Here is a 22,621-nt window from a genome sequence, read left to right on the forward strand (position 1 = left end):
CTAAGCAATAAGTAGTAAGCAGTACCTGAAGGGGTGGGTTGTTTTGCCCCTTCAAAAACATTCTCCGGCATACGCGCGTATGCTGTAGAATGCGCGATTCAGCTGAAGTCTTCGTAGGGGTGTAGCTCAATTGGCAGAGCGTCGGTCTCCAAAACCGAAGGTCGCGGGTTCGATTCCCTCCGCCCCTGCCACCGAATTCTGGTGCGCAGCACCGAAAGTAAAGAAGAATGTCTAATCAATCCGTGCAAACCGTTAGCACCTCGAATGACAAGTTTAAGGTGGCCCTGGCGGTGGTTGCCGCGATTGCAGGCGTAATCGGGTTCTTTTACCTGAAAGGCCAAAACAAACCAGCCTTGGTCGCCGCCGGCGCCCTCGTGGCTGGTTTAGTTTTTGCTGTCCTGCTTTTGTGGACCTCCACCTCCGGACGCGAATTCCTGAACTTCGCCAAAGAGTCCGTCCGCGAGACCAAGAAAGTTGTCTGGCCGACCCGCAAGGAAGCTACCACGATCACCATGATCGTGTTCGCGTTTGTCGTCGTCATGGCGATCTTCCTCTGGGGCACGGATAAGCTGCTGGAATTCCTGTTGTACGACCTGGTCCTGGGGTGGAAGCAATAATGAACGATAACGTGCAAGACAATGCAGCCGACGAACCGCTGCCGGATGAAGTTCCGGCGGCCGGCGTTCCGGCGGCCGGCGTTCCTGAGGCTGCTGCTGCTCCGGTGAGTGTTCCGGTCAGTAACAAGCGCTGGTACGTCGTTCACGTCTACTCCGGCATGGAAAAGAGCGTCATGCGCGCCCTGACCGAGCGCATCGAGCGCGCCGGCATGAGCGAGCAGTTCGGCCAGATCCTGGTCCCGACCGAAGAAGTCGTGGAAGTCAAGAACGGCAGCAAAACGGTCACCGAGCGCCGCTTCTTCCCTGGCTACGTGCTGGTCGAGATGGAAATGACCGACGAGACCTGGCACCTGGTGAAAAACACCAGCAAGGTTACCGGCTTCATCGGCGGCAAATCGAACAAGCCAACCCCGATTCCAACGCGCGAGATCGACAAGATCATGCAGCAGGTCCAGGAAGGCGTCGAGAAGCCACGGCCGAAAGTGCTGTACGAAGTGGGCGAGCAGGTCCGGATCAAGGAAGGCCCGTTCACCGACTTCAATGGCAACGTCGAGGAAGTCAATTACGAAAAATCGAAGGTGCGTGTGACTGTCACCATCTTTGGCCGCGCAACTCCGGTGGAACTCGAGTTCGGGCAGGTAGAAAAAGTTTAAACGCAATAATCGGAGCGTCGCAGCAGCAAGGCGGAATCCGGTAAGAGGAGCCCCGCCAAGCGAGTAGTCGCGGTGGGGCGCTACTACTCAAAGCCAACTTAGGAGTCATCCATGGCAAAGAAGATTATTGGTTTTATCAAGCTGCAAGTTGCAGCTGGTAAAGCAAACCCATCCCCACCGATCGGCCCAGCACTGGGTCAGCGCGGCCTGAACATCATGGAATTCTGCAAGGCGTTCAACGCCCAGACCCAGGGTCTCGAGCCAGGCATGCCGATCCCGGTCGTGATCACCGCGTTCGCCGACAAGTCCTTCACCTTCGTGATGAAGACGCCTCCGGCAACCTACCTGATCAAGAAAGCCGCCGGCATCACCAAAGGTTCGCCGAAGCCACATACCGATAAGGTTGGCTCGCTGACCCGTGCGCAGGCTGAAGAAATCGCAAAAACCAAGCAGCCGGACCTGACCGCAGCAGACATGGACGCCGCAGTGCGTATCATCGCTGGCTCGGCACGTTCGATGGGCATCACGGTGGAGGGTCTGTAATGGCTAAGCTGTCCAAGCGCGTTAAAGAAATGAAAGCGAAAGTCGACCGTAACAAGGTCTACGCCTTCGACAATGCACTGTCGCTGGTCAAGGAATTCGCAACCGCCAAGTTCAACGAGTCGATCGACGTCGCCGTTCAACTGGGCGTCGATCCAAAGAAGTCGGACCAGGTCGTTCGTGGTTCGGTCGTCCTGCCAGCAGGCACCGGCAAGACCGTGCGCGTTGCTGTCTTCGCTTCGGGCGAGAAGGCTGATGCTGCACGTGCAGCCGGCGCCGACATCGTCGGTATGGAAGACCTGGCTGAGCGCGTCAAGGCCGGCGACATGCCGTTCGACGTCGTCATTGCCTCGCCAGACACCATGCGTATCGTCGGTACCCTGGGCCAGATCCTGGGCCCACGTGGCCTGATGCCTAACCCGAAGGTCGGCACCGTCACCCCTGACGTCGCCACCGCGGTGAAGAACGCCAAAGCCGGTCAGGTCCAGTACCGTACCGACAAAGGCGGCATTATCCACGCAACGATCGGCCGCAAGTCGTTCGCTGACGCCGATCTGAAGGCCAACCTGGCTGCCCTGATCGAAGCGCTGAACAAGGCCAAGCCGGCCACCTCGAAGGGCGTGTACCTGCGCAAGGTCGCGATCTCGTCGACGATGGGCGCGGGCGTCCGTGTCGATCACGCTTCGATCGCCGCTTAAGCTTTCACAAGAATCAAGTCCCTGCAAAACATCAGCGGGGCGCATCTTTGGGCTGTCGGGCTTGCATAAATCCCGGCAGGCAATCAAAGACCGTTGGGCCGGTCGCAGTGGTTGGGCAACCGGTTAATACCTCACCCAACGCAGATGGTGTACCCGAACAAGTTTTGTAGTCCATGCTGCGTGAACTCATCCGCGTTAGTTTGACTTCTTAACTTCGGACGCCGTGTTCGAACCGATGCAGGCGATTTTGCTTGCATTAATTAAGGAGATTGACCGTGGGTCTTAATCTGAATGACAAAAAGGCCGTCGTCGAAGAAGTTTCCGCAAAAGTAGCATCTGCGCAAACGATCGTCGTGGCCGAGTACCGTGGCATCCAGGTTAGTCACTTGACGAAACTCCGTGCAGCCGCGCGTTCGCAGGGTGTGTACCTGCGTGTTCTGAAGAACACGCTGGCACGTCGCTCTGTCGAAGGCACGCAGTTTGCCCCACTGGCTGACGCCATGACCGGTCCGCTGATCTACTCGATCTCGGACGACGCCGTTGCAGCAGCGAAAGTCATCAATGACTTCGCTAAAACCAACGACAAGCTGGTCGTGAAAGCTGGTAACTTCGCTGGTAAACAGCTCGACGTAGCTGGTGTTACCGCGTTGGCAAGCATTCCTTCGCGTGAAGTCCTCATCTCGCAGCTGTTGGGCGTGATGCTGGCTCCAGTGTCGGGCTTTGCACGTGGCTTGGCTGCCCTGGCAGCGAAAAAAGGCGAAGGTTCGGAAGCTGCTCCTGCAGCCGAAGAAACCGCTGCAGCGTAAGCGCAGCCCTTTTTTCTCAAGTAACTGATCTGTACTACAAACACAACATATTTGGAGTTTCAAATGGCAATTAGCAAAGACGATATCCTGAACGCAGTGAGCGAAATGTCCGTCATGGACCTGAACGACCTGGTCAAGGCATTCGAAGAGAAGTTCGGCGTGTCGGCAGCTGCAATGTCGGCTCCTGCAGCTGGCGGCGCCGGTGCTGCTGCTGCTGTCGAAGAGCAGACCGAGTTCAACGTTGTTCTGACCGAAATCGGCGCGAACAAGGTCGGCGTCATCAAGGCCGTCCGCGAAATCACCGGTCTGGGCCTGAAAGAAGCCAAGGACGTGGTTGACGGTGCACCAAAGACCGTCAAGGAAGCCATGCCTAAAGCTGATGCTGAAGCAGCCAAGAAAAAGCTGGAAGATGCTGGCGCCAAGGCAGAACTGAAGTAATAAAAAGCGATGGGCATCCTCGGGTGCCCAAAGCCGGAGTCAAAGCTTGCAAGCCCCGTCGGAAGGCGGTGCTGCGGCTTTGGCTCTTTTGTCGTCCCTGCGACAAACGCAATACCCTTGGTAGTGCCGCAACATCGCATTACCGAAAGAATCGTAGCACAGCAGCAGCAGCACGCTAGTCCCTTTTCATCTGGCGGAACAGTAAGAGACTTGAGGCCTTGTATGTGGTCGCCCCACCACTGGCAATCCCTGAATTCTCATCCTTTCTGTCACTCACGGAGTGTCCATGCACTACTCATTTACTGAGAAGAAACGCATTCGCAAGTCGTTCGCGAAGCGCGCCAACGTTCACAACGTTCCATATCTTCTGGCTACCCAGCTTGAATCCTACGAGAATTTCCTGCAAGCGGACGCAGGTCCCTCCGTACGCAAGAATGAAGGCCTGCAGTCGGCTTTCAGCTCGATCTTCCCGATCGTGTCGCATAACGGCTTCGCTCGCCTCGAATTCCTGTCCTACGTGCTGGGTGACCCCGCGTTTGACGTCAAGGAATGCCAACAGCGTGGCCTGACCTTTGCCTCGCCACTGCGCGCCAAAGTGCGCCTGGTGATCCTGGACAAGGAATCGCCGACCAAGCCGGTCGTCAAGGAAATGAAAGAGCAGGAAGTGTACATGGGCGAATTGCCGCTCATGACCGCTAACGGTTCGTTCGTCATCAACGGCACCGAGCGCGTGATCGTCTCCCAGCTGCACCGCTCCCCGGGCGTGTTCTTCGAGCACGACCGCGGCAAGACGCACTCGTCGGGCAAGTTGCTGTTCTCGGCACGTATCATTCCTTACCGCGGCTCGTGGCTGGACTACGAGTTCGACCCGAAGGACATCCTGTTCTTCCGCGTCGACCGCCGCCGCAAGATGCCGGTGACGATCCTGCTGAAGGCCATCGGTATGTCGCCGGAACAGATCCTGGCGAACTTCTTCGTGTTCGACAATTTCACCCTGCGTTCCGAAGGCGGAGAAATTGAATTCGTGTCCGAGCGCCTGCGCGGCGAAGTGGCGCGTTTCGACATCGTCGATCCGAAGTCGGGCAAGACCCTCGTGACGAAGGACAAGCGCATCAATGCCAAGCATGTGCGCGACATCGAAGCGGCCGGCATCAAGGCCATCTCGGTTCCTGAAGACTACCTGATCGGCCGTATCCTGGCCCGCAACATCGTCGACGCCGACACCGGCGAGATCATCGCGTCCGCCAACGACGAGCTGACCGACGAGCTGCTGGGCAAGTTGCGCGACGCCGACGTCGACACGATCCAGACCCTCTACACGAACGACCTGGACCAGGGCGGCTACATCTCGCAAACCCTGCGCACCGACGACACCGCCGACCAGATGGCCGCACGCGTGGCGATCTACCGCATGATGCGTCCTGGCGAACCGCCAACCGAAGAGTCGGTCGAAGCCCTGTTCAACGGCCTGTTCTACAGCCCTGAGCGCTACGACCTGTCGGCTGTCGGCCGCATGAAGTTCAACCGCCGCATCGGTCGCGACGAGCTGACCGGCGCGATGACGCTGTCGAACGACGACATCCTGGCCGTGATCAAGATCCTGGTCGAGCTGCGCAATGGCCGCGGCGAAGTCGACGATATCGATCACCTGGGTAACCGCCGCGTGCGTTGCGTGGGCGAACTGGCCGAAAACCAGTTCCGCGCCGGCCTCGTGCGCGTTGAGCGAGCCGTGAAAGAACGTCTCGGCCAGGCCGAAGCGGACAACCTGATGCCGCACGACCTGATCAACAGCAAGCCGATCTCGGCCGCGATCCGTGAATTCTTCGGTTCGTCCCAGCTGTCGCAGTTCATGGACCAGACCAACCCGCTGTCGGAAATCACGCACAAGCGTCGTGTTTCCGCCCTCGGACCTGGCGGCCTGACGCGCGAACGCGCCGGCTTCGAGGTGCGCGACGTGCACCCGACCCACTACGGCCGCGTTTGCCCGATCGAGACGCCTGAAGGCCCGAACATCGGCCTGATCAACTCGCTGGCACTGTACGCCCGCCTGAACGAATACGGCTTCCTCGAAACCCCGTACCGCAAGGTCGAGAATTCGAAGGTCACCGACAAGATCGACTACCTGTCCGCCATCGAAGAAGGCCGCTACATCATCGCCCAGGCGAACGCGACCATCAACGCCGAAGGCCAGCTGGACGACGAACTGGTTTCCGCACGTGAAGCCGGCGAAACGATCCTGGTCTCGCCGGAGCGCATCCAGTACATGGACGTCGCGCCTGGCCAGATCGTCTCGGTCGCAGCCTCGCTGATTCCGTTCCTCGAGCACGATGATGCGAACCGTGCACTGATGGGCGCGAACATGCAGCGTCAGGCCGTTCCCTGCCTGCGTCCTGAAAAGGCGCTGGTCGGTACCGGTATCGAGCGCACCGTCGCGGTCGACTCGGGTACCACCGTGCAGGCCGTGCGTGGCGGCGTCGTCGACTACATCGATGCGGGCCGTGTGGTTATTCGTGTCAACGACGACGAAGCGCTGGCTGGCGAAGTCGGTGTCGACATTTACAACCTGATCAAGTACACCCGTTCGAACCAGAACACGAACATCAACCAGCGTCCGATCGTGCAGGTTGGCGACCGCGTTGCCCGTGGCGACGTGATTGCCGACGGCGCATCGACCGACCTGGGCGAATTGGCCCTGGGTCAGAACATGCTCGTGGCCTTCATGCCATGGAATGGTCTGAACTTCGAGGATTCGATCCTGATCTCGGAAAACGTCGTCAAGGACGACCGTTACACCTCGATCCACATCGAAGAGCTGTCGGTTGTCGCGCGCGACACCAAGCTCGGCGCGGAAGAAATCACCCGCGACATCTCGAACCTGGCTGAAAACCAGCTGGCGCGCCTGGATGAATCGGGCATCGTCTACATCGGCGCCGAAGTCACCGCCGGCGACGTGCTGGTCGGTAAAGTCACGCCGAAGGGCGAGACCCAATTGACGCCGGAAGAAAAGCTGCTGCGCGCGATCTTCGGCGAAAAAGCGTCGGACGTGAAAGACACCTCGCTGCGCGTGCCTTCGGGCATGGTCGGCACCGTCATCGACGTGCAAGTGTTTACCCGCGAAGGGATCGTGCGCGACAAGCGCGCCCAGCAGATCATCGATGATGAGCTGAAACGCTTCCGCCTCGACCTGAACGACCAGATGCGTATCGTGGAGGGCGACGCCTTCCAGCGTCTGGAGCGTATGCTGGTGGGCAAAGTCGTCAACGGCGGCCCGAAGAAGATGGCAAAGGGTGCGGTCATCACGTCGGAATACCTGGCGGACCTGGACAAGTTCCACTGGTTCGACATCCGTCCGGCTGATGACGAATCGGCCAACGCACTCGAAGCGATCAAGGAATCGATCAACGAGAAGCGTCACCAGTACGACCTGGCCTTCGAAGAAAAGCGCAAGAAGCTGACGCAAGGCGACGAGCTGCAGCCAGGCGTGCAAAAGATGGTCAAGGTGTACCTGGCCGTCAAGCGCCGCCTGCAGTCGGGCGACAAGATGGCGGGTCGTCACGGTAACAAGGGTGTGGTGTCGCGCATCGTGCCGGTGGAAGACATGCCGTTCATGGCGGACGGCACCCCGGCCGACGTCGTGCTGAACCCGCTGGGCGTTCCTTCGCGAATGAACGTCGGTCAGATCCTTGAAACCCACCTCGGTTGGGCGGCAAAGGGCCTGGGCCTGCGTATCGGTGAAATGCTGCAGAAGCAGGCAGCGATCGAAGAAGTCCGTGGTTTCCTGGCCCAGATCTACAACGAGACCGGCAAGAAGGAAGACCTCGACAGCTTCAACGATGAAGAAATCATGGGCTTGGCCGGCAACCTCAAAAAGGGTGTGCCGTTTGCAACACCGGTCTTCGATGGCGCGCACGAAACCGAGATCCTCCGCATGCTGGACCTGGCTTACCCGGACCACATCGCCAAGCATCTCGGCATGACGCCTTCGAAGAACCAGGTCACGATGTACGACGGCCGCACCGGCGAAGCATTCGAGCGCAAGGTCACCGTCGGCTACATGCACATGCTGAAACTGCATCACCTGGTCGACGACAAGATGCACGCGCGTTCGACCGGTCCGTACTCGCTGGTGACGCAGCAGCCGCTGGGCGGTAAAGCCCAGTTCGGTGGCCAGCGCTTCGGTGAGATGGAGGTGTGGGCACTGGAAGCGTACGGCGCATCGTACGTGCTGCAGGAAATGCTGACTGTGAAGTCGGATGACGTGAATGGCCGTACCAAGGTCTACGAGAACCTGGTCAAAGGTGACCACGTGATCGAAGCCGGCATGCCTGAATCGTTCAACGTGCTGGTCAAGGAAATCCGCTCGCTGGGTATCGATATCGACCTCGAGCGTAACTAAGAAGCTTATCGAGGAAAAGGAACACCGGTACGGGGAACCCGGCCCGGAGTTCCCTCCTGAAATGCCGATTGGTTTGGGATGCTCCGCGTCCCGAAATAGAAATTTAGTCACCTCTGGAGTGATACATGAAAGCACTGCTCGATCTATTCAAGCAAGTACAGCAAAACGAGAGCTTCGACGCCATCAAGATTGGCTTGGCGTCGCCCGAAAAAATTCGTTCGTGGTCGTTCGGTGAAGTCAAGAAGCCCGAGACCATCAACTACCGTACCTTCAAGCCTGAGCGTGACGGCCTGTTCTGCGCCAAGATCTTTGGCCCGATCAAGGATTACGAATGCCTGTGCGGCAAGTACAAGCGCCTGAAGCACCGCGGCGTCATCTGCGAAAAGTGCGGCGTCGAAGTCACGCTGGCCAAGGTGCGCCGTGAGCGCATGGGCCACATCGAGCTCGCCTCGCCAACCGCGCACATCTGGTTCCTGAAGTCGCTGCCGTCGCGTCTGGGCATGGTCCTGGACATGACGCTGCGGGATATCGAACGCGTCTTGTACTTCGAAGCATATGTCGTGACCGATCCCGGCATGACTCCGCTGAAGAAGTGCCAGATCATGTCGGAAGACGATTACGCCGCCAAGTACGAAGAGTACGGCGACGACTTCACCGCCTACATGGGCGCCGAAGGTATCCGTGAACTGCTGCGCTCGATCGACATCCACCGCGATGCCGAAGCCCTGCGCGTGGAACTGAAGGAATCGAAGTCCGAAGCGAAGATCAAGAAATACGCCAAGCGCCTGAAAGTGCTCGAGGCATTCCAGCGTTCGGGCATCAAGCCGGACTGGATGATCATGGAAGTGCTCCCGGTCCTGCCGCCGGAGCTGCGTCCGCTCGTCCCGCTCGATGGTGGCCGTTTCGCGACCTCCGACCTGAACGACCTGTATCGCCGCGTCATCAACCGGAATAACCGCCTGAAGCGCCTGATGGAATTGCGCGCTCCGGAAATCATTACGCGTAACGAAAAGCGCATGCTGCAGGAAGCAGTCGACTCGCTGCTGGACAACGGCCGTCGCGGTAAAGCGATGACCGGTGCCAACAAGCGTCCGCTGAAGTCGCTGGCCGAGATGATTAAAGGTAAGGGCGGTCGTTTCCGTCAGAACTTGCTCGGTAAACGCGTCGACTATTCGGGCCGTTCGGTCATCGTGGTCGGCCCGCAGCTGAAACTGCACCAGTGCGGCCTGCCGAAGCTGATGGCCCTGGAACTGTTCAAGCCGTTCATCTTCAACAAGCTCGAACTGATGGGTCTGGCAACGACCATCAAGGCGGCGAAGAAGCTGGTCGAAATCCAGGAACCTGTGGTCTGGGACATCCTGGAAGACGTGATCAAAGAACACCCGGTGATGCTGAACCGTGCACCAACCCTGCACCGTCTTGGTATCCAGGCGTTCGAGCCGGTCCTGATCGAAGGTAAAGCGATCCAGCTGCACCCACTCGTCTGCGCGGCGTTCAACGCCGACTTCGACGGTGACCAGATGGCTGTCCACGTCCCGCTGTCGATCGAAGCGCAGATGGAAGCGCGTACGCTGATGCTGGCGTCGAACAACATCCTGTTCCCATCGAACGGCGAGCCGTCGATCGTGCCGTCCCAGGATATCGTGCTGGGTCTGTACTACGCGAGCCGCGAGGCGATCAACGCCAAGGGCGAGGGCATGATGTTCCCGGACGTCTCGGAAGTCATCCGCGCCTACGACAACAAGGAAGTCGAACTGGCTACGCGCATCACCGTGCGTATCGTCGAATTCCCGCGTGTCGCCGGTACCGAGGAGTTCGAGCGCACCGTCACGCGTTACGAGACCACCGTCGGCCGTGCGATCCTGTCCGAGATCCTGCCGAAAGGCCTGCCGTTCAGCGTGCTGAACCGCTCGCTGAAGAAGAAGGAAATCTCGAAGCTGATCAACACGTCGTTCCGCAAGTGCGGCCTGCGTGCGACCGTCGTGTTTGCCGACAAGCTGATGCAGTCGGGCTTCCGCCTGGCAACGCGCGCCGGTATCTCGATCGCCGTCGACGACATGATGATCCCGGACGTCAAGAAGGGCATGATCGCGGCCGCCGAAGCGGAAGTGAAGCAGATCGAGCAGCAGTATTCCTCGGGTCTGGTCACCGCCGGCGAGCGTTACAACAAGGTCGTCGACATCTGGGGCAAGACCTCCGATGAAGTCGGCAAGGCGATGATGGACCAGCTGAAAATCGAGCCGGTCACCAAGCGCGACGGTACGCAAGGCACCCAGGAATCGTTCAACGCGATTTACATGATGGCCGACTCGGGCGCCCGTGGTTCGGCAGCCCAGATTCGCCAGTTGGCTGGTATGCGAGGCCTGATGGCCAAGCCGGACGGTTCGATTATCGAAACGCCGATTACCGCGAACTTCCGCGAAGGCCTGAACGTGTTGCAGTACTTCATCTCGACGCACGGCGCCCGTAAGGGTCTGGCCGACACCGCGCTGAAGACCGCAAACTCGGGTTACCTGACGCGCCGCCTGGTCGACGTGACCCAGGATCTGGTTGTGATCGAGGACGATTGCGGCACCAACAACGGCACGCACATGAAGGCGATGGTCGAAGGTGGTGAAGTCATCGAAGCGCTGCGCGACCGTATCCTCGGCCGCGTGACGGGCAACGATGTCATCAATCCTGAAACCCAGGAAACCGTGTACCCAGCCGGCACGCTGCTGGACGAAGACATGGTCGAAGACATCGAGCGCCTCGGCATCGACGAAGTCAAGGTGCGTACGCCGCTGAACTGCGACACGCGCTACGGCCTGTGCGCCATGTGCTACGGCCGTGACCTCGGCCGCGGTTCGATGGTTAACAGCGGCGAAGCAGTCGGCGTCGTGGCGGCACAGTCGATCGGTGAGCCGGGTACCCAGCTGACCATGCGTACCTTCCACATCGGTGGTGCGGCATCGCGTGCGGCAGTGGCCTCGTCGGTCGAAGCCAAGTCGAACGGCACGGTGCGCTTCACGGCCACCATGCGTTACGTCACCAACGGCAAGGGTGCGCAGATCGTCATCTCGCGTTCGGGCGAAGTCCTGATCACGGACGACCATGGCCGCGAGCGCGAGCGCCACAAGGTGCCGTACGGTGCGACCCTGAGTGTCCATGACGGCCTGACGGTGAAAGCCGGCATCGCCCTGGCAACCTGGGATCCGCTGACCCGTCCGATCATTACCGAGTACGCCGGTACGATCCGTTTCGAGAACGTGGAAGAGGGCGTCACCGTCGCTCGCCAGGTCGATGACGTGACCGGTCTGTCGACCCTGGTCGCGATCGATCCGAAGCGCCGTGGTTCGGCCGGTAAAGTGCTGCGTCCGCAAGTGAAACTGCTGAACGAAGAGAACCAGGAAGTCAAGATTGCCGGCACCGAACACGCCGTGGCAATCGGTTTCCAGGTTGGCGCGCTGATCATGGTGAAAGACGGTCAATCGGTGTCGGTGGGTGAAGTGCTGGCACGTATTCCGACCGAATCGCAGAAGACCCGCGACATTACCGGTGGTCTGCCACGCGTTGCCGAACTGTTCGAAGCACGTTCGCCGAAAGACGCTGGCATGCTGGCGGAAGTCACCGGTACGGTTGCCTTCGGTAAGGAAACGAAGGGCAAGCAGCGTCTGGAAATCACGGACATGGACGGCAACAAGCACGAGTTCCTGATTACCAAGGACAAGCAAGTGCTGGTGCACGATGGTCAAGTGGTGAACAAGGGCGAGATGATCGTCGATGGTCCAGCCGATCCGCAGGACATCCTGCGCCTGCTGGGTATCGAAGCGCTGGCCCGTTACATCGTCGACGAAGTGCAGGACGTCTACCGTCTGCAGGGCGTGAAGATCAACGACAAGCACATCGAAGTGATTGTTCGTCAGATGCTGCGCCGTGTGGCGATCGTCGAAGCCGGCGACACCGACTACATCATCGGCGAGCAGGTCGAACGTTCGGAGCTGCTGGAAGAGAACGACCGCATGGAAGCGGCAGGCAAACTGCAAGCGACCTACGAAAACGTGCTGCTGGGTATTACCAAGGCATCGCTGTCGACTGATTCGTTCATCTCGGCCGCATCGTTCCAGGAAACCACCCGCGTGCTGACGGAAGCGGCGATCATGGGCAAGCGCGACGGTCTGCGCGGCCTGAAGGAAAACGTCATCGTCGGCCGCCTGATTCCTGGCGGTACCGGTCTGGCATTCCACCGCGCTCGCAAAGAGAAGGAAGTGTGGGAGGCGGAAGAGCGCCAGGCACTGCTGCAGCAAGAGAAAGCCAACATGGCTGCCGAACTGCAGGCGATGGAAGACCAGCAGAATGCGGCGGCTCCGGTGGAGCAGCATGGGGATGGTGAGTAATCGTCCTAGCTAGTCAGCTGAATGAGACGGCACCTTCGGGTGCCGTTTTTTTTTTCGTCTGTTCCATATCGATAGCCACGTCACCAGATGCGCGCTACTATGGTGAATAGTTGCTTAATGAACACTCATTTGACGAGCCTGCACCGCAATGACCTCCACGAGAACGATTCGTCCAGCCACCGTCGATGATGCTGAACGCATCTGCACGATCTATAACCACTACGTAGCGACCACCACCATCTCATTCGAAGAAGAGCCGGTGCAAGCCACCGACATGGCCCAGCGCATCGCCGACGTCGGTGCGGCCAATCTGCTTTGGCTTGTCATGCTCGAAGGCGACAAGTTGATCGGCTACGCCTACGCCACCAAGTGGCGCGCCCGGGCCGCCTATCGCTTTGCGGTCGAAAGCTCGGTCTATTTCGATCCGGAATACGCGGGAAAAGGCGCCGGCACGGAATTGTATAAAGCATTGCTGGCCGAGCTGCGCCAGCGCGGGCTGCACCTGGCCATCGGCGGCATCGCGCAGCCGAACGAAGCGAGCGTGCGCCTGCACGAGCGGCTGGGTTTTATAAAAGTGGCGCACTTCAGCGAAGTGGGGCTGAAGTTCGGGTGCTGGATCGATGTCGGGTACTGGCAGCTCAAACTCACCGGTTCTTCAGTATGAACAAACCCCTTCCATGCCTCATCATCATCGACATGCAAAAGGGCATGGCGAATACGGCTGCCGCCAGCCGCAACAACCCTCAAGCGGAAGAGAACATCGCGCAGCTGCTGCAGGCCTGGCGCGCGGCGGCTGCCCACATCGTCCATGTGCGCCATATCTCGCGCTTGCCAAATTCCCCCTTCGCGCCGGGACAGTCCGGTGTCGAGTTCCAGCAAGCGCTGCAGCCGCTGCCGCACGAGCACGTGGTCGAGAAAAACGTGCCGGATGCCTTCATCAATACCGCGCTGGAACGCTGGCTGCGGGTGCGCGGATTGAATCAAGTGGTCCTGGTCGGCGTCAGCACCAACAATTCGGTGGAATCCAGCGCCCGTACGGCGGGCAACCTCGGTTTCGATACCGTTGTCGTCCATGACGCGACGTTTGCGTTTGCGATGACGGACTACGCCGGCAGGATGCGCAGCGCGGACGAGGTGCATGCGATGTCGCTCTCTAACCTGAGCGGAGAATACGCGATGATTCAGGACACGCGCAGGGTGCTCGAAGAACGCGCGCACTCGTTCGATCAGTCCAGCCGCACGATCGGCTAGCGTACAGCTTCCTCGCGAATCAGGCTCTCCACGAGACCATGCCGGTCGGGTTTCTTCAGCCGGGCTCCGGCATCGTCTCGAATCGACTACACTCGTGCGCGTCGGACTATCTCGTTTCAATTACCGGATGACTGAAAGGAAGTGACATGAAAGCTCAATGGATCTGCGCGCTGGTGCTGAGTTCGACCTGGGCGGTAGCAACCGCACATGCGGCCGAACTGCGCGCGACGATGAATACGGTGTCTGACACCGGCGTCGGCGCCTCAAGCGGCACGGTGACGATCAGCGAATCGAAATATGGTCTCGTATTCACGCCGGCGCTGACTGGTTTGCCGGCCGGCGTGCATGGCTTCCACGTGCACGAGAACGGCAGCTGCGCGACAAACCAGAAGGATGGCAAGCCGGTGCCGGCGGGTGCGGCGGGCGGGCACCTGGATACCAACAAGAGCAAGAAGCACGGGTTGCCGTGGGGCGATGGGCATGTCGGCGATTTGCCGGCCTTGTATGTCGAGAGCGCGGGGGCGGCGAATAATCCGGTGCTCGCGCCGCGTTTGAAAATGGCCGATGTGAAGGGCAAGGCCTTGATGGTGCATGCGGGTGGCGATAATCATGCGGATCACCCGGCGCCGCTGGGTGGGGGTGGGGCGAGGATTATGTGCGGGATTATTGAGTGAAATAATATTTCACGGAGCCGAACCGCAGAAAACAAAAACGCCCGGTCAGTTCATCAGTGGCCGGGCGTTTTAATGTAAAGCGTGCGGATTACTTCGCTGCGGCGGCGCGGATCTTGCCGAAGGCGTCGCCCGCTTTCCAGGCCGGCATCTTCGGCGAATCAGCCACCATGCGGCCCAGGTTCAGCGTGAACTGCGCCTGCTGCACCATACCCGTCAAATCCCAGTTCGGATCGTATTCATCGTTTACCTGGTGATAGCGCGCCCGATACGCCTTCGCCTTGGCGTTGTTCGCCTCGACATCCTTGACCCAGGCGCTGCCACCGCCGACCGAGAAGGCCGGGATGCCGGCTTTCGCAAAACTGAAATGGTCGCTGCGGAAGTAGCCGCCGGCGAGGTCCGGTTTGGCTTGCGCCACCGTGAGACCCATGGCTTTCGCCGTCGCTGCCGCCATCGCGCCCAGCTCCGTGCGCTCGCTGCCTTGCACGCCGATGTCCTTCGCCTGGCCCACGAAGTTCAGGCTGTCCAGGTTCAGGTTGGCGGCCGTTTTCGCGGCCGGCCACAGCGGACGCGCGGCGTAGGCGGCGCTGCCCAGCAGGCCTTGCTCTTCGGCTGCCACCCACAGGAACATTTGCGACCGCTTGCTTGGGGCCCGTGCCGCTTCCTGCGCCATCGCCAGCAGGCCCGCCGTGCCCGACGCGTTATCAACGGCGCCGTTGAAGATGGTGTCGCCCTCGGTTCCCTGCTTGCCCATGTGGTCCCAGTGGGCGCTGTAGATGACGACTTCGTCCTTCAGCTTTGGATCGGTACCCGGCACGACGCCGGCCACGTTGTATTCGCTCAGCGTACGAATCGCAGCGCGCGTCTCGCCTTTTACGCGCGCGTTCAAGGTGACGGGTTTGAAGGCCTTGTCTTCCGCAGCAAGCCGCAGTGTATCCAGGTCCTGGCCGGCGGCCGCGAACAGTTTGCGGGCGGCGGCGTCGGTCATCCAGCCCTGCATGCCCGAACCAAGATCGGCGTCAGCCAGTTGAAAACGCTCGGCCGCGGCCCAGCTGTTCTGCACCACGCTCCAGCCGTACGACGCCGACGCATCGGTGTGGATCAGCAGGACGCCGGCCGCGCCCTGGCGCGCCGCTTCCTGCAATTTATACGTCCAGCGTCCGTAGAAAGTGAGACCGGCGCCGTTGAAACGGTTCGGTTCCGATGCGGTCGGTGCGGGGTCATTGACCATCATGACCAGCACCTTGCCCTTGGCGTCCAGGCCCTTGAAATCGTCCCAGCCTTCTTCCGGTGCGGTGATGCCGTAACCGACGAAGACCAGTTCCGCATCCATGCTGTGCTCCGGCTTGGCGTCGCCCGGCGCCCAGACCCAGTCGGCCCCAAAACTCAGGGGCAGCGCCTTGCCGCCGGCGAGAATCGCCACATTGCTTTTCTCGGGCAGCGGACGCACGCCGGCGATCTTGACCTCCTGGCGGAAGCTGGTGCCGTTCGCGGGTTGCAGGCCGGCGGCCAGGGCCTGCGACTCCAGGTAGGTGACGGTCAATTCTCCGCCGCGCTGGCCGGTGCCGCGGCCCTCCAGGGCGTCCGAGGCGAGGAAGGCGAGGTGGCCGCGCAGTGGCGCTTCCTTCACGGTGGCGGCTTGTGCTTGGTTCGGAGCGGCGTGGGCTGGATAGGCCAGGGCCAGGCTGCTGGCAAGGGCGGAGAGAACGACGGAGGAGACGATCTTGTGCATGGAATCCTGCTGCAGTGGTTAATTGGACGCGCAATGAGGCGCGCGCCATATTGTAGTGCAAGCGTGTAGTGCAACCTGCCCTAATAGAACCACAGCGTATCGGCCGCGATCGATTGTCCGCTCAGGGGAACCAGCGGGGCTGCCGGCCGTGGCGGCAGCAGATGTTCCGGTAGCCCCGGTACCACTTCCTCGATGCGCACAGCGAAGATCGGATCGGACAGCACCTCGATCCTGAACTGCAGGGGCGCGTCCTCCATCCCGTACAGGATTATCGTCAGCGATTTGGCCTCGAGGTCGAGCAGCACGCGGCCGTTCATCGTCACGCGCGTCGGCCGCGCCCCCGTCACCTGCAGGCGAATCTGCGGCGCGCGGTTCTGCGACACCAAGGTGAAGTCGGCGTGGCGGCCGGGCGCCTTGCCGTTGCGCAGAATCCGGACTAATGGGAATGCCAGGCCGTCGCGCGGCGCCCAGGCATACCACTGGCGCGGACTCTGCCAGCCGAAGACGTTCACGAATATATGGGGTTCCTTCAGGTTGGCGAACAGTGTTTTCTGCCAAGGATCGAGGTCCGCGGCAGGATGCAGCCAGTAGGCGTCCCAGCTCGGCATGTCCTTGTAATACACCAGCGCATTCGCCTGCAGCGGCGGCTCCTCCGTGAATGGCCCGGCGCTGCCGGCCAGCGCCAGCCCGCCCAGGCCAGCCGCGAGCAGCGTGCGCGCGACATAGCGCCGCGCATGCGCCAGCAGCGGCGTCGACACGGCAAGCAGGAGCGCCAGCATCGCCACCGGGATGTTCATGCGCTGCGGAGACAGCACCAGATAACTGTCGCGCAGGACCGGCAGCACCAGCACCACGGCCGGCAGTACGCCGGCCAGCAGCACGGCGCAGCGCGCCGCTGGCGGCCAGGCGGCGACACGGCGCACATGCAGTCCGGCGAAGGCGGCGAGGGCGGCCAGCACTGGCCACACGAGCAGATAACTGGTGCCGGGCGCCAGCCAGCTCGCCAGCAGCAGCACCAGCACCAGGCAGGCCAGGCTGGAGAGCATCGCGGCCGCCGTGCCGGTGCGTCGTGCCAGCTGCCGCTGAGTGGCGATGAAGAATGCCGCGCACAGCGCGCACACGCCAGCCAGGTAGAGCAGGGCATGGCGCGCATGCTCGGGCGCGGCCGGATTCCAGGCGCTGTGCAGCGCGGGCACGTGTACCCACAGCTGCCAGGCGCCGATGCCGAGCGCCACCGCGATCGACGGCACGATGAACAGCGCCTGCAGCAGGGCCGGATAGCGCACGCTTGATCGGTGCATCGCGATGCAGACCGTAGCGGCCAGCAGCAGGCAGGTCAGGCTTGTTAAAGGCCAGACCAGGGCGCCGCTGTAGTGCACCATGCCGGCGAACGGCAGCGCGAAATACACCTGTCCGTTTGAAGGCCGCGGATCGATGCGCGCGCCGCCGAATTCACGCGTCAGGCGCAGCATCGTGTCTCCCATCTGCTGCAGGGTGGCGCGAAGCGTTGTGGCGTGTCGAGCACGCGATCGCGCCCGAACGGGCGGCCCGTATGCGCGAACTGCAGCACCGGCACCCCGAGCCGGATCAATGCGCCAATGCGCGGGCCCCCGAGCACCAGCTGGTGGATCTCGTGCATCAGCGAGGAACCCGCCACGGCGGGCGCCGCGCGCAGCCAGCCGTCGATCGCCGCCGTGTTCGCGCCGTGTGTGTTGTACAACTGGAGTGGCCCGCCGCTGCCGCCGCCATCGAAGCGCAGCGCCAGTCCGACCTCGCGCGCCCACGGATGCTGCTCGGTGAAGGCCTGCATGCCGAGGCTGCCGACACGCTCGCCGTCGGCGAACAGCACCAGTACGTCGTTCTCCAACGGAGCGTCCGCACGCAGCGCGCGCAGGGTTTCGATCAGGGCCGCCACCGGCGCCGCTCCGCTGGCGCCAAGGTTCGCCGCATCGCTGTCGAAGTGCGACACCAGGAGCAGGCTGGAACGGCGCAGCCGGTCGGGCGCGCTACCCGGCAGGCGCACCAGCACGTTGTGCACCACGCCCAGGGTCGCCTCGTAATTCGCGTTGTAGTCGACATAGTTTTTCTGCACGAGCGCGCGCTGCACCTGCGGTTCGAGGCCGAGCGTACGCAGGCGCTCGACCAGCCAGGTGCGCGCCTCGGCGTTGGCCTTGCTGGCGATCGGGCGCGGCGTGCGTGCCAGCGCGGCGAAGTCCGTATTCGCGCGCGCTGCCGAGAACTGCGTCGCCGGGGCGCCCGCCGCTGCGGCTGGCAGGAGCGCCGGCTGCGCCGGCCGCAGCGCCAGCCAGGACAGGGCGGCGATGAGGAGCAGGGCGGCGAGGCAGGCTGGGGCAGGGGTGGCTGAATCAGAGCGCATGAACCGCATCCTTGTCGTGATAAAGGGTCGAACGGGGGCCTGCCACGCGATCGCAGGCACAAGAAAACCCGCCAGGCTGAGGGATGGCGGGCAAAACGGAACAGAGAGGATTTACTCGAGCGACCAGACGTAGGCGATCTGCGCCCAGCCAGCTTGGCGCACGCCGTTGTGCAGCGCCGGCTTGAACTGGCACAGGCTCAGGGCATTCACGGCGGCGCGGTCGAGGTCACGCGAGCCGCTCGACTTCTGGATCCGGGAGCCCGTCACGCGGCCATCAAGCCCGACCAGCAGCGCCAGCGTCACCGTACCCGTCTCGCCATTGCGGGCGGCGTTCGCCGGATAGTTCGGCTTGGCGCAGCCGTTGGCGTCGGCCAGCACGGCGCTGCGCATCGCGCCACTGGTCGCCGACGGCGTGGTCGGCTGGGCGGGGACGTCGGGCTGCGTCGGCTGCGCCGGTTCCGGCATCGGCTGGACGTCGGTCGTGGCCTGCACCGGATTGTCGATTGCTGGCGGCGGCACCTCGAGTTCCACTTTCGGCACCACGATCTGGGGCGGGGCGAGCTTCGGTGTCACGCTTGGCGGCTCGGGCGGCGTTGGCGGCACCGGTTCCGGCGTCATGAATACGGTAAGGTCGTCCGGCAGCGAGGGCAGCGAGATGACTTTATTGTTCATCATGTTGACGACGCCGACCGCGATCAGCGCGTGCAGGCAGGCGACGAGGGCAAATTTGCCGGCTTTGCTGCCGCTGTCCTGGTGCATCGACGAGAAATGCATGGCGATCTCCTTGTGGTTATGCCTCAAACGAACGGCAGGCGGGGATTTTGCTTTTTGTAAGTGCTACATGCTTCCAATAAGTAGAAATAATATATGCAATGTAGTAGCAATAAGTAAAGCGTTTTCTCCGCAATCGTGGGTAGTAAGGCCGCTACTCGCTTCCTTACCCGTTGTATGGAATAATCCCCTCGTACCGATGCCGGTTCTGCCCGATGGCACACATCGCTGCCAGAGGCGGGTAAGGACGTAACGAATGGAGAAGAGAGTGAGCAATCCGAAAGCAATCCGCGTCATGCTGGCCGACGACCACCCGATCGTGATGACGGGCTTTGCGATGTCGCTCGCGGCCGAAGGCATGGACGTCGTCGCGCAGGCGCGCACCCCGAGCGAGGCGGTGGCCTTGTACGCCGAGCAGAAGCCCGACGTCGTCGTGCTCGACATCCGCTTCGGCACCGAACTCACGGGCCTGGACGCGGCGCAGAACATCCTGCGCGCCGACCCCCATGCGAAGGTCGTTTTCCTGAGCCAGTTCGACCAGGATAGCCTGATCAAGGAAACCTACCGCATCGGTGCCCACGCTTTCGTCACCAAGGATTGCGACCCGGCCGACCTGGCCGCGGCCGTGCGCCAGGCCAAAGCGGGTAAATTGTATTTTCCTCCGCAGATCGCAGAGCGGCTGGCCAGCATCGCGGTGCGCGGCGACGTCTCGCCGCAGTCGCAGCTCGACGAGCGCGGCCTCGAAATTTTCAAGCTGATGGCCGAAGGGCTGACCAACGCCGAGATCGCCGAGAAGCTGAACCTGTCGACCAAGACCATCAGCAATACCAGCCAGTCGATCAAGGAGAAACTGGGCGTCGAGCGCCAGGCCCACATCACCAAGCTGGCCGTGAAATATGGCCTGATCGAACCTTGATGCGCCTGCGCGCGCTGGTGGCAAGCCTGGTGCTGGCCAGCAGTGCAGCCGTCGCCGAACCGGCGCAGCCCGCGCCCGGCTACCGCTTCCAGATCGTCACCGGCGACGCTAGCGGCCTCACGGTGCGCATCGCCGAAGACCTGTATAAACGCCTGGTGCCGACCTTCGCCGCCTTTCGCACCGAACTGGCCCAGCGCCGGCGTCTGGTACTCGTCGCGATCGGCCCGGTCGCGCTGCGCGAGGCGGCCGCGCAGCGCTGCGATTGCGTCGTGATCGCGGCGTTTACGTCAAGCCAGGTCTGGCGCTCCGTGGTGGACGAGCTGCCCGCCGCGCGCGCAAAAGCGATGACGGCGGTGTACGCCGAGCCGGCCCCCTTCGATCAGGTACGCCTCGCCACGCTGCTGTACCGGCGCCCGGTGCGCGTGGCGGCCATCCTCGGGCCCGATACCGGCTTCCTGCTGCCCGCGCTGACCGGGCAGGCCGAGGTGCTGCAGGCGGCGCGTGGCGACGACCTGGGCGATATTCTCGCGCGTGTAAAACGCAGCGAGGTGCTGCTGGCGCTGCCCGACAGCGCCATCTATAACCCCGAAAACATCCGCAACATCCTGCTCTCGACCTACCGCCGCAAGCAGGCCGTGATCGGTTTTTCCGCCGACATGGTGAAGGTGGGGGCGCTGGCCTCGACCTATTCGGAGATCGAGGACATCAACGCCCAGGTGGCCGAAATGGCGGCCAGTTTTGTTGCCACCGGCGAGCTGCCGGCGCCGCAGTTTCCCCGTTACTTTCGCACCACGATCAACGAAGGCGTCGCCCGTTCGCTCGACATCGCCGTCAGCATTGAGGCGCGCAGCTTCGCGCGTGCGCGGCCATGACACTGCCGGGTTGGCAATTCTGGCGCAGCTGGAGCATCGGCCTGCGCATGGCGTTCATCACCATGCTGCCGGTCGTGTTCCTGTTCACCGCCTTCGTCTGGTACTCCTGGTACGCGCACCGCGCGCAGGTGGCCGAGGAGCTGGCCGAGCGTGGCCGCATCCTGGCGCGCGCGCTGGCCGAAACGAGCGAATACAACGTCATCTCGGGCAACCTCACCGACCTGCGCCTGACGATCAATGGCCTGGTCCAGTCCGATAGCAGCATCTACCGCGTCGACGTGCTCGATGCGAGCGGCAAGCGCGCGGTGCGCGTGACGTCCGACACGGCGCAGGACGCCGAGCCGCATTACTACGAAGCGCCGATCCGCAAGCAGGTTGTGTGGATCAACCTGTTCACCGACAACGGTACGCCGCACGTTTCGGCCTCGAGCGACGCACGCCCGCCGACACTGACCACCGAGATCGTCGGCGCGGTGCAGGTGCGGATGTCGCCCTCGAACATGCTGGCCAAACAGGCCAAACGCTTTCGCATCGAGCTGGCGATGGCGGCCCTCGCCTTGCTTGCCAGCGGCATCCTGGCCTGGGTGCTGGCGCGTTCCCTGATCCTGCCCTTGAAGGAAGCGATCGGCGCGCTGCGTTCGATCCGCGGCGGCACCTACCGGGTCGAGTTGCCCGTGACCACCGGCGGTGAAGTGGGCGAGCTGCAGGCATCGATCGGCGAGATGTCGATCGCGCTCGACCGGTCGACCCAGGACCTGGAAAACAAGGTGGCCGAACGCACGCGCGACCTGCTCGCATCGCGCAACGAAGCACTGCGCGCCGATGCCGACAAGCGTAAGCTCATCCAGAAGGTGAACAGCATCATCGAGGATGAACGAAAAACCATCGCCGTCGAGATCCACGACGAACTCAATGCCTCATTGATTGCAGTGCGCCTGGAAGCGCAGAGCATCGGCATGCTGGCCTCGAAAGCGCAGCCGGGGCCCGAAGTCGAGGAAATCCGCGGCAAAGCCCAGGCGATCACAAAACTGGCGCTCGACCTGTATGCCAACGGCCGGCGCCTGGTGCGGCGCCTGCGTCCGGAAGTGCTCGACATGCTCGGCCTGCACGGCGCGGTCGAGGAGATGCTGCGCCATTACGACAGCGCCAATTGCCGCTTTGCCTTCCACTCGGAAGGGGACTTCTCAAAGCTCGGCAACGAGCTGGCGATTTCCGCCTACCGCATCGTGCAGGAAGCGCTGTCGAACATCATGAAGCACGCGGGTGCCACCGCGGCCGAGGTGACGCTGGTGCTGGACGCCGCCAACGACACCTTGCGCATCGAGGTCGAAGACAACGGCCAGGGCTTCGATCCGACCTCCAGTGGCGAGGGGATCGGCATCATCGGCATGCGCGAGCGCGTGTATGCGCTGCGCGGCACGATCGCCGTCCGTTCGGCGCCGCAGCGCGGCACGACGCTGGCGATCTCGCTGCCCTTGTCGGGCGCTTCTGCGGTATCGTAGCGCCC

Annotated in this window: 18 protein-coding genes and 1 tRNA gene; 15 read left to right on the top strand and 4 right to left on the bottom strand. The window is 62.0% G+C overall.

The features are described from left to right. Positions 1 to 115 precede the first annotated feature (115 nt). The 12 genes from ACHAC9_RS20195 (at position 116) to sodC (ending at position 14,449) form a co-directional block, all read left to right on the top strand. Positions 116 to 191: transfer RNA gene (locus ACHAC9_RS20195), tRNA-Trp, on the top strand. A 36-nt stretch (positions 192 to 227) separates the two neighbouring features. Continuing rightward, positions 228 to 617 carry a preprotein translocase subunit SecE gene (gene secE / locus ACHAC9_RS20200; RefSeq protein WP_435762710.1) on the top strand — a complete coding sequence of 130 codons (390 nt, stop codon included), beginning with the start codon at positions 228 to 230 and terminating at the stop codon, positions 615 to 617. Next, the gene (gene nusG, locus ACHAC9_RS20205) at positions 617 to 1,270 is read left to right on the top strand and encodes a transcription termination/antitermination protein NusG (protein WP_435762713.1); all 654 of its coding nucleotides are present in this window, start codon (positions 617 to 619) and stop codon (positions 1,268 to 1,270) included. The genes secE and nusG overlap by 1 nt, the downstream gene beginning before the upstream one ends. A 111-nt stretch (positions 1,271 to 1,381) precedes the next feature. Continuing rightward, the gene (rplK, locus tag ACHAC9_RS20210) at positions 1,382 to 1,813 is read left to right on the top strand and encodes a 50S ribosomal protein L11 (protein ID WP_435762715.1); all 432 of its coding nucleotides are present in this window, start codon (positions 1,382 to 1,384) and stop codon (positions 1,811 to 1,813) included. Continuing rightward, positions 1,813 to 2,508, top strand: coding sequence for a 50S ribosomal protein L1 (gene rplA / locus ACHAC9_RS20215; protein ID WP_435762717.1), 696 nt, complete (start codon positions 1,813 to 1,815; stop codon positions 2,506 to 2,508). The genes rplK and rplA overlap by 1 nt, the downstream gene beginning before the upstream one ends. 275 nt (positions 2,509 to 2,783) lie before the next feature. Next, positions 2,784 to 3,314 carry a 50S ribosomal protein L10 gene (rplJ, locus tag ACHAC9_RS20220; protein WP_435762719.1) on the top strand — a complete coding sequence of 177 codons (531 nt, stop codon included), beginning with the start codon at positions 2,784 to 2,786 and terminating at the stop codon, positions 3,312 to 3,314. Positions 3,315 to 3,377: 63 nt separating this feature from the next. Beyond that, positions 3,378 to 3,752 carry a 50S ribosomal protein L7/L12 gene (rplL, locus tag ACHAC9_RS20225; RefSeq protein ID WP_435762928.1) on the top strand — a complete coding sequence of 125 codons (375 nt, stop codon included), beginning with the start codon at positions 3,378 to 3,380 and terminating at the stop codon, positions 3,750 to 3,752. 286 nt (positions 3,753 to 4,038) lie between these two features. Further along, positions 4,039 to 8,148 carry a DNA-directed RNA polymerase subunit beta gene (gene rpoB, locus ACHAC9_RS20230; protein ID WP_435762721.1) on the top strand — a complete coding sequence of 1,370 codons (4,110 nt, stop codon included), beginning with the start codon at positions 4,039 to 4,041 and terminating at the stop codon, positions 8,146 to 8,148. A 125-nt stretch (positions 8,149 to 8,273) separates the two neighbouring features. Further along, positions 8,274 to 12,524, top strand: coding sequence for a DNA-directed RNA polymerase subunit beta' (rpoC, locus tag ACHAC9_RS20235; RefSeq protein WP_435762723.1), 4,251 nt, complete (start codon positions 8,274 to 8,276; stop codon positions 12,522 to 12,524). Positions 12,525 to 12,672: 148 nt separating this feature from the next. Further along, complete coding sequence (locus ACHAC9_RS20240) at positions 12,673 to 13,188, top strand: arsinothricin resistance N-acetyltransferase ArsN1 family B (RefSeq protein ID WP_435762725.1); 516 nt, start codon at positions 12,673 to 12,675, stop codon at positions 13,186 to 13,188. After that, positions 13,185 to 13,775 (top strand): cysteine hydrolase family protein, encoded by a 591-nt coding sequence (locus ACHAC9_RS20245; RefSeq protein WP_435762728.1) that lies wholly within the window; start codon positions 13,185 to 13,187, stop codon positions 13,773 to 13,775. Before ACHAC9_RS20240 ends, ACHAC9_RS20245 begins: the two co-directional genes overlap by 4 nt. A gap of 146 nt (positions 13,776 to 13,921) precedes the next feature. Next, on the top strand, positions 13,922 to 14,449 hold the full coding sequence (gene sodC / locus ACHAC9_RS20250; RefSeq protein WP_435762730.1) for a superoxide dismutase [Cu-Zn] SodC: 528 nt from the start codon (positions 13,922 to 13,924) through the stop codon (positions 14,447 to 14,449). Between the two features lie 88 nt (positions 14,450 to 14,537). Here sodC and ACHAC9_RS20255 read toward each other — a convergent pair whose 3' ends face one another. From ACHAC9_RS20255 to ACHAC9_RS20270, 4 genes are all read right to left on the bottom strand, one after another. After that, the gene (locus tag ACHAC9_RS20255; RefSeq protein WP_435762732.1) at positions 14,538 to 16,178 is read right to left on the bottom strand and encodes a M28 family peptidase; all 1,641 of its coding nucleotides are present in this window, start codon (positions 16,176 to 16,178) and stop codon (positions 14,538 to 14,540) included. Between the two features lie 80 nt (positions 16,179 to 16,258). Next, positions 16,259 to 17,650, bottom strand: coding sequence for a hypothetical protein (locus tag ACHAC9_RS20260; protein ID WP_435762734.1), 1,392 nt, complete (start codon positions 17,648 to 17,650; stop codon positions 16,259 to 16,261). Then, complete coding sequence (locus ACHAC9_RS20265) at positions 17,638 to 18,555, bottom strand: M28 family peptidase (RefSeq protein ID WP_435762737.1); 918 nt, start codon at positions 18,553 to 18,555, stop codon at positions 17,638 to 17,640. Before ACHAC9_RS20265 ends, ACHAC9_RS20260 begins: the two co-directional genes overlap by 13 nt. Positions 18,556 to 18,666: 111 nt before the next feature. Then, a complete protein-coding gene (locus ACHAC9_RS20270) occupies positions 18,667 to 19,329 on the bottom strand; it encodes a TonB family protein (protein WP_435762739.1) in 663 nt (220 codons plus the stop codon). A 265-nt stretch (positions 19,330 to 19,594) separates the two neighbouring features. On the opposite strand from ACHAC9_RS20270, the gene ACHAC9_RS20275 reads away from it, so the two are divergent. The 3 genes from ACHAC9_RS20275 to ACHAC9_RS20285 are packed head-to-tail and all read left to right on the top strand — an operon-like array spanning position 19,595 to position 22,616. Continuing rightward, a complete protein-coding gene (locus ACHAC9_RS20275; protein ID WP_435762741.1) occupies positions 19,595 to 20,242 on the top strand; it encodes a response regulator in 648 nt (215 codons plus the stop codon). Further along, positions 20,242 to 21,114 (top strand): hypothetical protein, encoded by an 873-nt coding sequence (locus ACHAC9_RS20280; protein WP_435762930.1) that lies wholly within the window; start codon positions 20,242 to 20,244, stop codon positions 21,112 to 21,114. The genes ACHAC9_RS20275 and ACHAC9_RS20280 overlap by 1 nt, the downstream gene beginning before the upstream one ends. Continuing rightward, a complete protein-coding gene (locus ACHAC9_RS20285; RefSeq protein WP_435762743.1) occupies positions 21,111 to 22,616 on the top strand; it encodes a HAMP domain-containing sensor histidine kinase in 1,506 nt (501 codons plus the stop codon). The genes ACHAC9_RS20280 and ACHAC9_RS20285 overlap by 4 nt, the downstream gene beginning before the upstream one ends. Positions 22,617 to 22,621 lie beyond the last annotated feature (5 nt).

It is taken from the genome of Massilia sp. CMS3.1 (genome assembly GCF_051262535.1).
Classification (GTDB): Bacteria; Pseudomonadota; Gammaproteobacteria; order Burkholderiales; family Burkholderiaceae_D; genus Telluria.

Excerpts from the sequence above, each read along its gene's own strand:
- nusG (WP_435762713.1), top strand. The coding sequence starts at position 617 with ATGAACGATAACGTGCAAGACAATGCAGCCGACGAACCGCTGCCGGAT.
- ACHAC9_RS20265 (WP_435762737.1), bottom strand. The coding sequence starts at position 18,555 with ATGCGCTCTGATTCAGCCACCCCTGCCCCAGCCTGCCTCGCCGCCCTG.
- rpoC (WP_435762723.1), top strand. The coding sequence starts at position 8,274 with ATGAAAGCACTGCTCGATCTATTCAAGCAAGTACAGCAAAACGAGAGC.
- ACHAC9_RS20285 (WP_435762743.1), top strand. The coding sequence starts at position 21,111 with ATGACACTGCCGGGTTGGCAATTCTGGCGCAGCTGGAGCATCGGCCTG.
- rpoB (WP_435762721.1), top strand. The coding sequence starts at position 4,039 with ATGCACTACTCATTTACTGAGAAGAAACGCATTCGCAAGTCGTTCGCG.
- ACHAC9_RS20270 (WP_435762739.1), bottom strand. The coding sequence starts at position 19,329 with ATGCATTTCTCGTCGATGCACCAGGACAGCGGCAGCAAAGCCGGCAAA.
- sodC (WP_435762730.1), top strand. The coding sequence starts at position 13,922 with ATGAAAGCTCAATGGATCTGCGCGCTGGTGCTGAGTTCGACCTGGGCG.
- ACHAC9_RS20240 (WP_435762725.1), top strand. The coding sequence starts at position 12,673 with ATGACCTCCACGAGAACGATTCGTCCAGCCACCGTCGATGATGCTGAA.
- rplL (WP_435762928.1), top strand. The coding sequence starts at position 3,378 with ATGGCAATTAGCAAAGACGATATCCTGAACGCAGTGAGCGAAATGTCC.
- ACHAC9_RS20260 (WP_435762734.1), bottom strand. The coding sequence starts at position 17,650 with ATGCTGCGCCTGACGCGTGAATTCGGCGGCGCGCGCATCGATCCGCGG.
- rplK (WP_435762715.1), top strand. The coding sequence starts at position 1,382 with ATGGCAAAGAAGATTATTGGTTTTATCAAGCTGCAAGTTGCAGCTGGT.
- ACHAC9_RS20245 (WP_435762728.1), top strand. The coding sequence starts at position 13,185 with ATGAACAAACCCCTTCCATGCCTCATCATCATCGACATGCAAAAGGGC.
- secE (WP_435762710.1), top strand. The coding sequence starts at position 228 with ATGTCTAATCAATCCGTGCAAACCGTTAGCACCTCGAATGACAAGTTT.
- rplA (WP_435762717.1), top strand. The coding sequence starts at position 1,813 with ATGGCTAAGCTGTCCAAGCGCGTTAAAGAAATGAAAGCGAAAGTCGAC.
- ACHAC9_RS20280 (WP_435762930.1), top strand. The coding sequence starts at position 20,242 with ATGCGCCTGCGCGCGCTGGTGGCAAGCCTGGTGCTGGCCAGCAGTGCA.
- ACHAC9_RS20255 (WP_435762732.1), bottom strand. The coding sequence starts at position 16,178 with ATGCACAAGATCGTCTCCTCCGTCGTTCTCTCCGCCCTTGCCAGCAGC.